General features: G+C 63.9%; 16 protein-coding genes. 12 read left to right on the top strand and 4 right to left on the bottom strand.

Annotated elements, in window-relative coordinates; genetic code table 11:
- Positions 1 to 18: 18 nt before the first annotated feature.
- Complete coding sequence (locus DEBA_RS12925; protein WP_013259390.1) at positions 19 to 1146, top strand: Fic family protein; 1128 nt, start codon at positions 19 to 21, stop codon at positions 1144 to 1146.
- A 90-nt stretch (positions 1147 to 1236) separates the two neighbouring features.
- Here the strand turns inward: DEBA_RS12925 and DEBA_RS12920 are convergent, their stop codons facing one another.
- Both DEBA_RS12920 and DEBA_RS12915 read right to left on the bottom strand, forming a co-directional pair.
- Entirely contained in the window at positions 1237 to 1740 is a 504-nt protein-coding gene (locus DEBA_RS12920; RefSeq protein ID WP_013259389.1) for a GNAT family N-acetyltransferase, read from the bottom strand.
- Positions 1740 to 2018 (bottom strand): type II toxin-antitoxin system TacA family antitoxin, encoded by a 279-nt coding sequence (locus tag DEBA_RS12915; RefSeq protein WP_013259388.1) that lies wholly within the window; start codon positions 2016 to 2018, stop codon positions 1740 to 1742. Before DEBA_RS12915 ends, DEBA_RS12920 begins: the two co-directional genes overlap by 1 nt.
- A gap of 435 nt (positions 2019 to 2453) precedes the next feature.
- Between DEBA_RS12915 and DEBA_RS17900 the strand changes: the two genes are divergently transcribed.
- Genes DEBA_RS17900 through DEBA_RS12900 form a run of 3 tightly spaced genes read left to right on the top strand, consistent with a single transcriptional unit; the run spans position 2454 to position 5402 of the window.
- Complete coding sequence (locus DEBA_RS17900; protein WP_013259387.1) at positions 2454 to 2798, top strand: HNH endonuclease; 345 nt, start codon at positions 2454 to 2456, stop codon at positions 2796 to 2798.
- Positions 2795 to 3994: a DNA modification methylase gene (locus DEBA_RS12905; protein ID WP_013259386.1), complete on the top strand. Its 1200-nt coding sequence runs from the start codon at positions 2795 to 2797 to the stop codon at positions 3992 to 3994. The genes DEBA_RS17900 and DEBA_RS12905 overlap by 4 nt, the downstream gene beginning before the upstream one ends.
- Entirely contained in the window at positions 3984 to 5402 is a 1419-nt protein-coding gene (locus tag DEBA_RS12900; protein WP_013259385.1) for a site-specific DNA-methyltransferase, read from the top strand. Before DEBA_RS12905 ends, DEBA_RS12900 begins: the two co-directional genes overlap by 11 nt.
- A gap of 8 nt (positions 5403 to 5410) precedes the next feature.
- On the opposite strand, the gene DEBA_RS12895 is transcribed toward DEBA_RS12900, so the two are convergent.
- Positions 5411 to 5782 (bottom strand): helix-turn-helix domain-containing protein, encoded by a 372-nt coding sequence (locus tag DEBA_RS12895; RefSeq protein ID WP_013259384.1) that lies wholly within the window; start codon positions 5780 to 5782, stop codon positions 5411 to 5413.
- Positions 5779 to 6033: a type II toxin-antitoxin system RelE family toxin gene (locus DEBA_RS12890; RefSeq protein ID WP_013259383.1), complete on the bottom strand. Its 255-nt coding sequence runs from the start codon at positions 6031 to 6033 to the stop codon at positions 5779 to 5781. The genes DEBA_RS12895 and DEBA_RS12890 overlap by 4 nt, the downstream gene beginning before the upstream one ends.
- A 55-nt stretch (positions 6034 to 6088) precedes the next feature.
- Between DEBA_RS12890 and DEBA_RS12885 the strand changes: the two genes are divergently transcribed.
- From DEBA_RS12885 to DEBA_RS12845, 8 genes are all read left to right on the top strand, one after another.
- Positions 6089 to 6544, top strand: coding sequence for a phage terminase small subunit P27 family (locus DEBA_RS12885; RefSeq protein WP_013259382.1), 456 nt, complete (start codon positions 6089 to 6091; stop codon positions 6542 to 6544).
- A 2-nt stretch (positions 6545 to 6546) separates the two neighbouring features.
- Entirely contained in the window at positions 6547 to 8247 is a 1701-nt protein-coding gene (locus DEBA_RS12880) for a terminase large subunit (protein WP_013259381.1), read from the top strand.
- Positions 8244 to 9500, top strand: coding sequence for a phage portal protein (locus DEBA_RS12875; protein ID WP_013259380.1), 1257 nt, complete (start codon positions 8244 to 8246; stop codon positions 9498 to 9500). The genes DEBA_RS12880 and DEBA_RS12875 overlap by 4 nt, the downstream gene beginning before the upstream one ends.
- A complete protein-coding gene (locus DEBA_RS12870) occupies positions 9490 to 10227 on the top strand; it encodes a head maturation protease, ClpP-related (protein WP_013259379.1) in 738 nt (245 codons plus the stop codon). Before DEBA_RS12875 ends, DEBA_RS12870 begins: the two co-directional genes overlap by 11 nt.
- 44 nt (positions 10228 to 10271) lie before the next feature.
- Positions 10272 to 11564 carry a phage major capsid protein gene (locus tag DEBA_RS12865; RefSeq protein WP_013259378.1) on the top strand — a complete coding sequence of 431 codons (1293 nt, stop codon included), beginning with the start codon at positions 10272 to 10274 and terminating at the stop codon, positions 11562 to 11564.
- A gap of 12 nt (positions 11565 to 11576) precedes the next feature.
- On the top strand, positions 11577 to 12047 hold the full coding sequence (locus DEBA_RS12860) for a hypothetical protein (protein ID WP_013259377.1): 471 nt from the start codon (positions 11577 to 11579) through the stop codon (positions 12045 to 12047).
- Positions 12048 to 12286: 239 nt separating this feature from the next.
- Positions 12287 to 12880: a head-tail connector protein gene (locus tag DEBA_RS12850; protein ID WP_050762356.1), complete on the top strand. Its 594-nt coding sequence runs from the start codon at positions 12287 to 12289 to the stop codon at positions 12878 to 12880.
- The gene (locus DEBA_RS12845) at positions 12880 to 13194 is read left to right on the top strand and encodes a phage head closure protein (RefSeq protein ID WP_013259374.1); all 315 of its coding nucleotides are present in this window, start codon (positions 12880 to 12882) and stop codon (positions 13192 to 13194) included. The genes DEBA_RS12850 and DEBA_RS12845 overlap by 1 nt, the downstream gene beginning before the upstream one ends.
- Positions 13195 to 13485: the final 291 nt, after the last annotated feature.

Raw genomic sequence — 13485 nt, 5'->3', positions numbered from 1 at the left:
AGCGATTAGGAAGGTCAAATGCCTCGATACATCTGGCAGCTACCCCAATGGCCCAACCCCGAATGGGATGCTCGGCAACTCCTGCGGCCCTTGGCCGACTGCCGCCGGCGTCAGGGAGCCCTGCTGGCCAAGCTGGCAGGCATTGGCCTGGAAGACAGCCTCAGGGCCCAGGCGCAATCCCTGGAGGAAGACGTGGTCCAAACAGCGGCCATCGAAGGGGAGCGCCTGGACCGCGAGCAGGTGCGCTCATCGGTGGCCGTGCATCTTGGCCTGAACCAAGGCGGCCTGCGCCCGGCGGATCGGGCCACCGACGGCCTGGTCATGGTGTTGCTGGACGCCACCCAAAACCATGCGCAACCCCTGACGGCGGAGCGCCTGTGTGGCTGGCAGGCGGCGCTGTTCCCCTCGGGCTATTCCGGCCTCAGCCGCATCGTCACCGGGGCCTGGCGTGAAAAGCCCATGCAGGTGGTCTCCGGCCCATTGGAGCGTCATCAGGTGCATTTCGAAGCTCCGCCGCCCGGGAGGCTCGACGCGGAGATGGAGTCATTCCTATCCTGGTGGGAGGAGAGCCAAGCCACCCTGGACGGCATCGTGCGCGCCGGGCTGGCGCATCTGCGCTTTGTCACCATCCACCCCTTCGATGATGGCAACGGCCGCCTGGCCCGCACCCTGACCGATATGGCCCTAGCCCAGGACGAGAACCTTCCCGCGCGTTACTACAGCCTTTCCGCCCAGATCATGCACCAGCGCAACAGCTACTACGATGTGCTGGAGCGCACCCAGAAAGGCGATGGCGATGCAACCGAATGGCTCCTGTGGTTCCTGGAGCGCGTGGACCGGGCAATGGCGGTCGCCGAGCGGACCATCGCCAAGGTGCTGCTCAAGGCCGAGTTCTGGCGGCGGCACACGGCAACCACGCTCAGCGAGCGTCAACGCAAGGTGGTCAATCGCCTACTGGATGCCGGTCCGGAGGATTTGGGCGGCGGATTCGAGGGCGGGCTCACCAACCGCAAATACCTGGGCATGACCAAGGCCTCGCGGGCCACGGCCTATCGTGAGCTGGCCGACCTGGTGGCCAAGGGCATTCTGCGGCCACGGGAGGGCAAGGGACGCGGCGCGGCCTATGACCTGGTCTGGCCGGAGTGACCAGCAAGCGCTTCGTATATAGTCCGAAAATGGTTCCATTCCAAGCGCGCTATGGCTTTGATCTCTGATGCCGTATGAAAGCGCAGTCTGCTACCTTCCAGCCGCACGCATGTCCTTGATGAGCAAAAACAGGTGAAAAGGGTCCGTTGGGCTGGGCTCGAAATCCCAGGATAAATACCACTGCCTGGCGTGTTCGTCCTTGGCGTGGGCCAGTAAGGCGCGGATGCCGGCGATATCCGCCGCCTGCAAGGTGCGCAGGATGGCGTCTTTGAGCAGGGCCCGGCCCAACCCAAGGCGCTGAAACCGCTGATCCACGCCAAGGCGAGCCAGCAGCATGACAGGTACGCGGTGTCTGGCAAGCCCTTTTTGCACCCGATGGGGCGCTTCATCAAAGCCGACGCTACCCACACAGAGGCTGTAGTAGCCGACGACAGCATCGTCCACGCAGGACACATAGGTCTGGGCGCTGTTGGCTCTCTGGTTGACAAGGGCATAGCGTTGCAAAAACAGATTCAGTTCCTGCCGACCGCAATCGAAATCCCCTGCCTCGTCCGCTGCCGTTAGCTTGTGGACCGGACCAAACCGACCGCCCATCAGTCAAGAACGCCAGGATCGTTCAGCAGTTTGCCCAGGCGAGGCTTCTTCTGGACAGGACGATCCAGTACCTCCTGAAACTCTTTCCACCGAGCTTCGTCCAGCAGGAATATCCGTCGTTCAGCCAAGGCCTGATTGGCGGCGACAATCCCCGCCTCCAAAATGAACTCGCTGACGTTTTTATGCGTCGCCTTGGCCGCTTCCTGCAGCAGCGCCTTCGATGAGGGACTGAGCCGGACGTCGATTCGTTCCGTCTTCGTCTGAGTGGTGGGCGACATTCGCAATCCTCCTTGCTTCTCCTCACTGAAGATAATGTACGGAAGATGTCCTGACCACCCAAAATCGTATCAAGCGAACAATTTTCACCCATCCTCCGACGTTTTTGGTTTGGCGTCGGTATGTATCCATCAGAAGGGAGCGCTGGGGCTAGCGAGGCCGGGCCGGTCAGAACTTTGGCCTTTGGGGCCAGGGACCGGCGTGGGCAGCAAAATTCCTTCGCGTGCAAAATGCCGGGTGGGGGGCGAGTGCCTCGCCAGGCATAGCGGGTCGAGAAAGGGATTGCCGCAACAGGCCTCGATGGCTCCCGAAGGAGCCTGGTGGCCAGACGAAATCCCGGCCGAGAGCCTCGCCAGGCATAGCGGATCGAGAAGGGGATTGCCGCAAAGAACCTTGGTGGCTCCCGGTGGAGCCTAGTTCTGAAAGCGAGAGAGTGCGTGCCGCCAAGACCGCCGAAACCTTGCCGCAAACCAGGCTGCCGGAAGCTCACCAGCGAGCCCGGCGGCTTTTGCGCCGAGCACCTGGCCCTGGTCGAGCAGGCCCAAATCCAGCGTCGCCGGGCCTTTGACCAGAGGCGGACGGGCGCGGCCAGCCGTGGCTACGGCCAGCGGTGGCGGGAGCTCCGGGAGCAGAAGCTTCGGCAAGACCCCCTCTGTGCCCGCTGCGGCCGGGCCGCCCAAATGGTCCACCACCGGGACGAGAACCCACGCAACAACTCCCTCGAAAATCTGGCGAGCCTTTGCCGCGATTGCCACGAGCGCCTGCATGGGAGGCTGCGTTGAGCGGGTTGGTGATTGAAAACTGGCCCCTGACGCGGTTGATCCCCTATGCCAGGAACCCCAGGCGCAACGACGAGCAGGTGGAGCGCATGGTCGCGGCCATCCGGGAGTTCGGCTTCCGCATTCCGGTCGTGGCCAAGTCCGACGGCACCGTGGTGGACGGCCATCTGCGCCTCAAGGCCGCCTACAAGCTGGGCCTGGCCGAGGTCCCGGTGGCCCTGGCCGACGAACTGACCGACGCCCAGGTGAAGGGGTTCAGGCTGCTGGCCAACCGCTCGGCCAACTGGGCCACCTGGGACAACGAGCTTCTGGCCCTGGAGTTGGAAGAGCTTCAGGAGATGGCCTTCGACCTGAGCCTGACGGGTTTCGATGTTGCCGAGCTCGACTCCCTGCTGGCCAAGCCGACCAGTGAGGGGCTGACCGACCCTGACGAGGCCCCAGAGCCTCCGGCAGAACCCGTAAGCAAACCGGGTGATGTCTGGATTCTGGGTCGCCACCGGCTCATGTGCGGTGACAGCACCAGCGCGGACAACGTAAAAAAGCTTTTGGCCGGCGTTCGGCCGCACCTCATGGTCACCGACCCGCCTTACGGCGTCGAATATGATCCCGCCTGGCGCAACGAAGCGCTTTCCGGGCAAAAGACCAAGCGCACCGGCGTGGTTTTAAACGACGACCGCGCCGACTGGCGCGAGGCCTGGGCGCTCTTCCCCGGCGACGTGGCCTACGTCTGGCACGGGGCGCTGCACGCGGCCACGGTCGCGGAAAGCCTTGTCGCCTGCGGCTTCGACATCCGCTCCCAGATCATCTGGGCCAAGGAGCGTCTGGTCCTCTCCCGGGGGCATTACCACTGGATGCACGAACCATGCTGGTATGCGGTCAAGGGCAAGGCCCACTGGAACGGCGACCGCAAACAGGTCACGATCTGGAACATCCCGTCCAAGGGCCAGGACGCCGACACCATCCATAGTACCCAGAAGCCCGTCGAGTGCATGAAGCGGCCCATGGAGAACAACTCCAGCCCGGGCCAGGCCGTGTACGAACCGTTCTCAGGCTCCGGCACCAGCATTATCGCCGCCGAAATCACCGGCCGCGCCTGTCTGGCCATGGAACTGAACCCCGCCTACGTAGACGTGGGTGTCAAGCGCTGGGAGGACTTCACCGGGAAAAAAGCCGTGCTGGAGGCGCGCGATGACAGCTAGCGCCTACCTATCTGACTTGGTCGCCCCTGACCTGCGGGTGGAATACCGCCTGGTGGAGGAGCTGATCCCATACGCTCGCAACGCCCGCACCCACGGCGAGGCCCAGATAGCCCAGATCGCCGGCAGCATTCGCGAATTTGGCTTCAACAATCCGGTGCTGGTGGACGGTGAGCGAGGCATCATCGCCGGCCATGGCCGGGTGCTGGCCGCCCGCAGGCTGGGGATGACCAGCGTGCCGGTCATAGAGCTGACCCACCTGAGCCCGGTCCAGAAAAAGGCCTTTGTCCTGGCCGATAACCGGCTGGCCCTGGAGGCCGGCTGGGATCGGGAGGTTCTGGCCTTGGAAGTCGCCGACTTGGCCGAGATGGGTTTCGATGTGACCCTGGCCGGCTTCGCCGAAAAAGAGTTGAAAGACCTATGCCAGAGCGAGTCAAGTCCGGAGCGGGTGGAGGTTTTGGATCACGAGGACGAACTCCCCGATCCCTCTCCCGCGACGGTGAGCAGGTCCGGTGATCTTTGGCTGTTGGGCCAACATCGTTTGCTCTGCGGAGACTCCACCTTGGCCGAGGCCGTGACCAAGGTGATGTCAGGCCAGCGGGCCGCCCTGCTTTTCACCAGTCCGCCTTACGGCAATAAGCGCGACTACACCACCGGCGGCATCGCCGATTGGGATGGCCTCATGCGCGGGGTCTTCGCCAATGCCCCAATGGGGCAGGGCGGCCAAGTTTTGGTCAATCTCGGCCTGATCCACGAGAAGAACGAGTGGCATCCGTATTGGGAAGGCTGGTTGGATTGGATGCGCGGCCAAGGCTGGCGGCGTTTCGCTTGGTACGTCTGGGACCAGGGCTTCGGCCTGCCGGGGGACTGGAACGGACGCTTTGGTCCCAGCCATGAGTTTGTCTTCCACTTCAACCGCCAGAGTCGCCGGCCGCACAAGATCATGCCCTGCATTCATGCCGGGGAGGACCGTGATTTCAAGTCCGGCCTGCGCGGCAAGGACGGCGTGGTCCAGAAATGGAACGGCAAGACCTTCCAGACCCAAGAATCCAAAATCCCCGACTCGGTGGCGCGCATCTTCCGCCACCAGGCCCGTGGCATTGAAACCGGTCATCCGGCCGTCTTCCCGGTGGCCCTGCCCGAGCACTTCATGCTGGCCTTCACCGACCCCGAGGACGTCTGCTTCGAGCCCTTCAGCGGCTCCGGCACCAGCCTTGTGGCTGCTCAGAAGACCGGTCGCATCTGCCAGGCCATCGAGTTGGCCCCGGAATACTGCGACATCGCCATCAGACGGTTCGCGGGGCTCTTCCCGCAGGAGAGCATCACCCTGGAGGACGGACGAACCTTTGATGAGGTCTCTGCAGAGCGGGCGGGCGATGCGAGCGACAGCGGAAGCCAGAATAATGCCTAGCCTTGGTTTTACAACAACATCTCCGCGTCCACGCGGAGCGCCTCGGCCATCTTCTTCAGCAACTCCGTGGACATGGAGCGCTTGCCCTTTTCGATCTGGGAGATGTGGGAGTTGGTCACTCCGCAGGCATCCGCGACCTGCTGCAGGGTCATGCCCCGATGGGAGCGCAGCACCCGGACAGGATGCTCTCCAGCCAGCAGCCGGTCGACGACTTCCGCCGGAAAGGTTTCCTCTTCGCCGGAGACAAGCCGACGATAGAACTCCTCGATGGTCGCGGCGTCGTGCGCATCCTCGAGGGCTGCCACAAGACGTTCGTATTCTTCGATCGGCATCAACGCGAACGCCGGCCGTCCTTCGTGCTCGAGAATCTGGACGCTCATCGATACACCTCTTTGCGCTGTCCGATGTCCACTATCTGGATGACGACCTCTTCCTTTTGGACCAGGTAGATCACCCGCCAGTCGCCGACGCGCAACCGATATCCCGGATGGCTGGTGAGCTTTTTGACGTTGGCGGCCGTGAAGGGATCTCGCGTCAGTTCATCCAGCTTCGCCCGGATGCGCCCGACCACATCAGCGGGCGCTTTCCTGAGGGCCTTCAACGCGGTTGTGGAAAAGCGCAGCGCATACATACCTATTTTCTAACTCTAAGTTTGATATATGTCAACAAGCTTTCAGGGAAACCTCATGGCCGGCCGTAAACCTCTGCCCACCGGCCTGAAGCTCTTGAAAGGCACGGCCCAGAATTGCCGCCTGAACCCCAGCGAGCCCAGGCCGCCCGTGGCCGCCCCGGAGCCGCCAGAGTTTCTGGGCGAGGTTGCCCGCCAGGAATGGGATCGCAAGGCGCCGGTGCTCATGCGCATGGGCGTGCTCAGCGAAGGCGACGACGCGGCGCTCGCCGCCTACTGCCAAGCCTTCGAACGCTTTGTCGAGGCTGAGACGAAAATCCGCCAGTCGGGGCTTCTGATCAAGACCACGGGCGGCAACGTGATTCAGAATCCGCTTATCGGCGTGGCCAACCGGGCCATGGAGATCATGCACAAGTTCCTGACCGAGTTTGGGCTCACGCCATCGAGCCGCTCGCGCATCGTGGCTGTTCCAGCCAAGGACAGGGATGACGAATGGACGGGGTTCAGGGATTGAGCATGGCACGGTCCGCTTACCCATTCGCCTCGATGGCCAACCGATACGCCCGGGATGTCGTCAGCGGGAAGGTCGTGGCCTGCCGGTATGTGCGTCTGGCCTGCCAGAGGCATATGGACGAGTTCGAGCGGTCCAAGTCCAAGGGCTACCCCTACCGCTGGGACAAGGCGGCGGCTGACAGGGTCTGTCGCTTCGCTTCCAACATGGTCCACGTCAAAGGCCGGGAATGGGCGGGCAAGAAGCTGGTGCTGGAGAACTGGCAGTGCTTCCTCCTGGGCGTCACCTTCGGCTGGCTGCGCAAGTCGGACGGCCTGCGCCGCTTCCGCGAGATATACGCCGAGATTCCCCGCAAGGCGGGCAAGTCCGTGCTGGGGGCTTGCCTGGGCCTGTACATGTTCGCGGCCGACGGCGAACCCGGGGCCGAGGTCTATTCCGGGGCCACCAGCGAGAAGCAGGCCTGGGAGGTCTTCGGTCCGGCCCGGCAGATGTGCCTCAAGAATCCCTCTTTCATCAGCCATTTCGGCATCCATGTGGGGGCCAAGAACCTGCATATCCTGGACAATGCCAGTAAGTTCGAGCCGGTCATCGGCAAGCCCGGCGACGGGGCCTCGCCCCACTGCGCCATCGTGGACGAATACCACGAACACCAGACGCCCGACCTCTACGACACCATGCTCACCGGCATGGGCGCGCGCTCCCAGCCCATGCTGGCGGTTATCACCACCGCCGGGGTGGATACCTCCGGGCCTTGCTACGCCAAGCGCGACGAGGCGGTGAAAGTCCTCGAAGGCACCCTGGAAAACGACCAGCTCTTCACCGTCATCTATACCATCGACGATGGCGACGACTGGACCGACTGGGTCTCCTGGGAAAAGGCGAACCCCAACCTGGGCGTGTCCATCTATCCCGATTTTCTGCGGGCGCGGCGCAAGGAGGCCATTCAGATCGCCTCCCGCCAGAACATCCTCAAGTGCAAGCACCTCAACGTCTGGTCCAACGCCGGATCCGCCTGGATCAACATGGTCAAATGGAACGCTTGCCGGGCGGACGTCTCCCTGGACGACTTCGCGGGCGAGCCCTGCTGGGTCGGCGTGGACCTGGCCTCCAAGGTGGACCTCACGGCCATGGTGCTGATCTTCAAACGTGGCGACGAGTTCTATCTCTTCGGCAGACACTACCTGCCGGAGGAGACGGTCACCCTTCCCGAAAACGCCCACTACCAGCGCTGGACGGCCGAGGGGCATCTGGTGGCCACGCCCGGCGCACGCACCGATTACCGCTACCTCATGGACGACCTGCTGGCCTACGCCGATCGATTCTCCATCCGAGAGCTGGCCTACGACCCGCGCGAGGCCGAGATGCTCATGCAGGAAATCCGCGAGCGGGTGTCCTTTTCCTGCATCGAGATCAACCAGTCTCCGGCGTTCATCTCCGAGCCCATGAAGGAATTCGAGGCCCTCTATCTCTCGGGCAAGCTGCACCATGACGGCGACCCGCTGCTTACCTGGCAGGCGTCCAACGTGGTGCTGCGCTCCACCAGGACCAAGGCCTACTACCCCGGCAAGGAGCGCGCCGAAAACAAGATCGACGGCATCGTGGCCGCCATCATGGCCCTCTCCCGGGCCATGCTCCACGCTGGCCAGGCCTCTCCCGTGCCAGGCATCTTCGACTGGTCCTCGATCCAAGCGGAGGCCGGCGCATGAGATGGTGGAACCCCCTGAACTGGGCCGGGCGCAAATCTCCCCAGGCTTCGTACGCTGGCGACCCAATCTCCGAGGAGCGGGCCATCGAGCTCATCGCCGGAGGGCTGGGGCTGCCCACCCTGTCCGGCGTGGTGGTCAACCAACGGACCGCCATGCGGGTGAGCGCGGTCTACCGCTGCGTGTCACTCATCGCCGGCACCATCGCCTCTCTGCCCTGCGAGGTGTTTCGGCGCGAGGCCGATGGTCGCGCCAGTCTGGCCCTGGGGCACCCGGCCTTCGCTCTCCTGCACGACGAGCCTAACCCCCTCATGACCGCCAACGCCTTCTGGAAGAACTTTCTCTGGGCCTCCCTCATGGGGGGCAACGGCTATGGCCTCATCGGCCGCACCCGCCTGGGCGCGCCGGCGGCCATCTGGTGGGTGTCGCCCGACGGGGTGAGCCCTCGGCTTAGCCCGGACAAGACCCGGCTGCAATACCTCATTCGGTTGGAGAACGGCCAAACGCGGTTATTCGACCAAGACGACGTGATCCATTACCCCTTCATCGGTTGGGACGGCAGGCAGGGTCGTTCGCCCCTGGAGTGCGCCCGGGAGGCCATCGGGCTCTCCTTCGCCGGTCAGGAGTTCAACGAACGCTTCTTCGCCCAGGGCAGCGCCGCCGACATAGCCCTGGAATACCCCCAGTCCCTTTCCCAGGAGCAGGCCAAGCGCATTTTGGAGATTTGGGAGAACAACCGCACCGGCCTGGGCAAGATGCGCCTGCCGCTCATCGCCGAAGGCGGCGGCAAGGTCCATCGCCTGGACTTCTCGGCCGATGACTCCCAGCTCATGGAGTCGCGCCTCTTTCAGGTGGAGGACGTCTGCCGCTTCTTCGGCGTGCCGCCGCACCTGGTGGGTCACACCACGAAGACCACGTCCTGGGGTGCGGGAATCGAGGAGCAGACCCTGGGATTCGTCAAGTTCACTCTGCGCGACATCATCAAGGGCGTGGAGCAGGAGATCAACCGCAAGGTGCTCCGTACCCCCGGTCACTTTTGCGAATTCAACCTGAACGCACTCTTGCGGGCCGACTCCAAAGGCAGGGCCGAATACTATCGGGCCGCCTTGGGGGGCAATCAGATCCCCGGCTTCATGACCGTGAACGAAGTGCGGGCATTGGAGAACCTGCCGCCCATCATGGACGGCGAGAAACTCTATGTTCCCCTTACCGCCGAGACGAAAGAGGGAGAGGAGACCCGTCAACATGCAGCCTGAGCGCAAAAGCGCCCGCCAGCTTTACGCCGAGGCCGAGCGGGCCGCCCAGGAGCGGCTTGTCCAGGGTCGGCCCCTGCGCCTGAGCCCCTGGGCCGAGGCCGGGGGCGACGAGGCCACCATCTATCTATATGACGCCATCGGCGGGTGGTTCGGGATTACGGCAGCGGATTTCGTGAGGGACTTGCAAGGCATCACGGCCAGTACCATCCATCTGCGCATCAACTCTCCCGGCGGTGGCGTCTTCGAGGCCGAGGCCATGCAGACCGCTCTGCAACAGCACCCGGCCAGGATCATCGCCCACATTGACGGCCTGGCAGCCAGCGCGGCCGGTTTCGTGGCCCTGGCCGCCGATGAGATCGAGATGGCCGACGGAGCCTTTTTCATGATCCACAACGCCTGGGGCGTGGCCGTGGGTGACGCGACGGAGATGCTGGACTACGCGGCCATGTTGGAAAAGATGGACGCCAACCTGGTCCGGGACTACCGGCGCAAGACCGGCCACAGCGCCGAGCGCATCGCCACTTGGATGCAGGCCGAAACCTGGCTTTCCGCCGCCGAGGCCCTGGATCTGGGTTTCGTGGACCGGGTTTTCACCCCAAAAAGCCAAAAGAAAGACGAAGACCAGCCCGCAGCCAGGGTTAGTAACGCCAGTTTTAACCAACACCAAAACATTGGCTGTTCGGCCTCCCGGGCGCGTGCTCTGCGACTCATGGAGGTTGGCATATAGCGGGTTTTCCCGCGTGAACCCATTTCTGTCAGGAGAAGAAAGCCATGACGATTTCACTGCAAACCTTGCGGGAGCTGAAGGCCGAAAAAGTCAAGGCCGCCCGCGCCATCCACGACCGGGAGGATTTCGGCGAGCAGGACCAGAAGGCCTTCGACGCCCTCATGGGCGAGGCCGAATCCCTGGAGCGGCGCATCCAGAATGAGATCAGGGTGGGAGGGCTCACCGACGCCAGCGACACTGACGCCGTGGCCGCCGCCGCCAACGGAGCCTTGGCCCGCGTGGAGGTGGGGGCCCGGCCCATCTACCGCAACCTGGGCGAGCAACTCCTAGACGTGCGGGCCATGACCCTGGATACGCCGGAATCGCCCCGGGCCCGCGAGCGCTTCCAGCAAGTGGTCAATGCCGCCGCCGGCGCGTCCACCGGCATTGACTCCGAGGGCGGCTATCTGGTGGAGACCGACAAGGCCCAGTCCATTGTCGAGACCGCCATTCAGGCCGGGGTGCTCTCCAGCCGTTGCAGCCGGCAACCCATCGGGGCCAATGCCGACAGCTTCAGCTACCTGGCCGCCGACGACCGTGACCGCTCCAGCGGAACCATGAACGGCATCCAGGTCTACCGCAAGGGCGAGGCCGGGGCCATGAAGTCCTCGGGCAAGGCCGCCCTCAAGGAACGCGAGCTGCGGGTGGAGGACATGTATGGCCTAATCTACGTCACCAACCGCATGCTGCGCGACGCCGTGGCCCTGGCCGCCTATACCCAGCGGCTTTTGCGCCAGCAACTGGCCTGGAAGCTGGACTACGAGATTTTCCAGGGCTCGGGCGTGGGCCAATGCCTGGGCGTCATGAACTCCGATCTGCCGGTCACGGTGGCCAAGGAGTCCGGTCAGGCCGCCAAGACCATCGTGGCCACCAACGTGGTCAAGATGCTGGCTCGTTTCACCGGCAACATCATGAGCGCGGCTTGGTTCGTCAACCAGGACTGCCTGCCGCAACTGCCTCTGCTGACCGTGGGCAACCAGCCGGTGTTCGTCCCCGGCGGCAGCTTCGCCAACGCCCCCTTTGGGACGCTTTTCGGCCGACCCATCGTGCCCATCGAGTTTTGCGAAACCCTGGGGACCAAGGGCGACTTCATCCTGGCCGACTGGTCCGAGTATCTGCTCATCGAAAAGGGCGGGGTGGAGGAGGCCGAGTCCATCCACGTGAAGTTTCTGACCGATGAAACCGCCTTCCGCTTCATCGTACGCAACAACGGCCAGCCCCTGCACGACACCCCCATCACCCCGCTCAAGGGAACCAACACCCTGAGCCCCTTTGTCATGCTGGAAACCCGTTCCTAGGGAGTAAAGACCATGCACAGCCTCATCGAAAACACCCGCATCGTGGAGGCCATCCCGCCCAGCGCGGGGGACGTCGAACTGGTGGGCGACCTGGTCTCGCTCAAGCACTGCCAGAGCCTGACCGTGCTGGTCCACGTCAACCAGGCCAACGCCGCCACCGTGGCCATCACCCTGGAGCAGGCCCAGGACGTCTCCGGCACGGCAGCCAAGGCCATGGCCAAGGACGCGCCCATCTATCTGGTGGCCGACGCGGCCGCCTCCGACACCTGGATCAGGCAGGCTGACGGGGTGGGTTTCACCACCGACGCCGCCCTCAAGCATAAGCTGGTGGCCTTGGATGTGGACGCCCAGCATCTGGACCTGGAAAACGGCTTCACCTGTCTACGGGTCAAGGTGGGGGCCTCCCATGCCGCCAATCTGGTCGCCGCCCAGTACATCGCCGTCGGCTCGCGCTATGGCGGCGCGTCTCTGATCGTGGACTGAGGGAGGCTTTCATGCGCGTGCGGCTTTTGACCCGCTGGGGCTCCCGCTTGCGGGGAGACATCGTCTCGGTTTCCGATGAGCGGGCCCGCCTTCTGGAGGCGGAGGGAATAGCCAAGGCTTTGGAGCCCTGGCCGGTGGCTGAGGCCAACCCCGAGCCACCGGCCAATGACAGAGCAAGGACCAGGAAGTAGCCGCGTGGCCCCGTCTGGGCGGGGTCGTGGCCAAGGATCGCCATGCCCGTGAAGGTGATAATTCCGCCCGCCCTGGAGCCGGTCAGCCTGGCCGAGGCCAAGCTCCACGCCCGGGTGGACAACGATCTCGAAGACGATCTGATCGCCTCGTTCATCGAGGCGGCCAGGCGGCACGGCGAGAGCCTGACCCACCGGGCCTTTGCACCCCAGACCCTGGAACTGACCCTGGATGCCTTCCCGCCAAGGGGCGGGAGGCTCGATTTGCCCCGGCCGCCGCTGGCCCAGGTGCTCTGGGTCAAGTACAACGGCCCTGATGGGGTGGAGCAAACCATGGACCCGGTCGCCTACCGCGTAATGGACGCTTCGGACGAACTGCCGGCCTTCATCATCCCCGAAGCTAGCGGCGGGTGGCCGGAGACCATGGACAGACCAGGCGCGGTGCGCATCCGTTACACCGCCGGCTGGCCCCTGGACGACGATGGCCAGCCCACCATCCCCGAGGCCATCCGGACCTGGCTCCTGGTCCGCGTCACAGGGCTTTATGAGCAGCGCGAGAATTACTCCGCCCGCCAGGCCTCGGCCATGCCCAGGGACTTTGTAGACTGCCTCCTGGACCCCTTCCGCGTGCCCGAGGTCGCCTGATGCCAGCCGCTATCTATCAGCACCGGGTGACCATCCAGGCCGTGGCCATCATCTTCGACGGCATGGGCGGCTGGCAGGAAACCTGGGCTGACCTGGCCACGGTCTGGGCGCGGGTCGAAGCCCTCAAGGGCGAGGAGTACTTCGCCGCCGCCCAGATGCAGAACTCGGTCAGCCACCGCGTCACCATGCGCTATCGCTCCGACCTCACCCCCACCCACCGCCTGGTATTCGAGGGCCGCACCCTCAACATCGGGGCGGTCCTGCCGGACGAACGAAAATCTCGTCTCGTGATCATGTGCACCGAGCGGGTGTGACAGCCACAATAAGTGCTTTTAGCAAGCAACCCGGGCCATCAACCGGCCGGAAGGTTTTCGGCCCGGCGGCCACAGCATGTACCAGCGGGTGATGGTGGCGGTGCTGTGCGGGCGCACCTCGATTGCCGCTTGGACCTATTGGATACCATGCCCGTCTCACGGCGAGAGATCCGCCAATGGCAACCGAAAGCGCTTTTAGCAGCCGTCAGCGGCTTTTTGCGGCTGAAAGCGGTTGATAATCGGCTTCGTAAATTATAATTTAAGAGCCTGTTAACTTGGGATTATAGTGCT

The organism is Desulfarculus baarsii DSM 2075, from assembly GCF_000143965.1.
GTDB classification, from domain to species: domain Bacteria; phylum Desulfobacterota; class Desulfarculia; order Desulfarculales; family Desulfarculaceae; genus Desulfarculus; species Desulfarculus baarsii.
The sequence above is the reverse complement of the archived record's forward strand: the minus strand, read 5'-3'. Positions and strand labels throughout refer to the sequence as shown.

Coding starts and splice junctions, on each gene's coding strand:
- DEBA_RS12900 (WP_013259385.1), top strand. CDS start 3,984: ATGACAGCTAGCGCCTACCTATCTGACTTGGTCGCCCCTGACCTGCGG.
- DEBA_RS12915 (WP_013259388.1), bottom strand. CDS start 2,018: ATGTCGCCCACCACTCAGACGAAGACGGAACGAATCGACGTCCGGCTC.
- DEBA_RS12860 (WP_013259377.1), top strand. CDS start 11,577: ATGCACAGCCTCATCGAAAACACCCGCATCGTGGAGGCCATCCCGCCC.
- DEBA_RS12925 (WP_013259390.1), top strand. CDS start 19: ATGCCTCGATACATCTGGCAGCTACCCCAATGGCCCAACCCCGAATGG.
- DEBA_RS12890 (WP_013259383.1), bottom strand. CDS start 6,033: ATGTATGCGCTGCGCTTTTCCACAACCGCGTTGAAGGCCCTCAGGAAA.
- DEBA_RS12865 (WP_013259378.1), top strand. CDS start 10,272: ATGACGATTTCACTGCAAACCTTGCGGGAGCTGAAGGCCGAAAAAGTC.
- DEBA_RS12885 (WP_013259382.1), top strand. CDS start 6,089: ATGGCCGGCCGTAAACCTCTGCCCACCGGCCTGAAGCTCTTGAAAGGC.
- DEBA_RS12845 (WP_013259374.1), top strand. CDS start 12,880: ATGCCAGCCGCTATCTATCAGCACCGGGTGACCATCCAGGCCGTGGCC.
- DEBA_RS12920 (WP_013259389.1), bottom strand. CDS start 1,740: ATGGGCGGTCGGTTTGGTCCGGTCCACAAGCTAACGGCAGCGGACGAG.
- DEBA_RS12895 (WP_013259384.1), bottom strand. CDS start 5,782: ATGAGCGTCCAGATTCTCGAGCACGAAGGACGGCCGGCGTTCGCGTTG.
- DEBA_RS12875 (WP_013259380.1), top strand. CDS start 8,244: ATGAGATGGTGGAACCCCCTGAACTGGGCCGGGCGCAAATCTCCCCAG.
- DEBA_RS12870 (WP_013259379.1), top strand. CDS start 9,490: ATGCAGCCTGAGCGCAAAAGCGCCCGCCAGCTTTACGCCGAGGCCGAG.
- DEBA_RS12880 (WP_013259381.1), top strand. CDS start 6,547: ATGGCACGGTCCGCTTACCCATTCGCCTCGATGGCCAACCGATACGCC.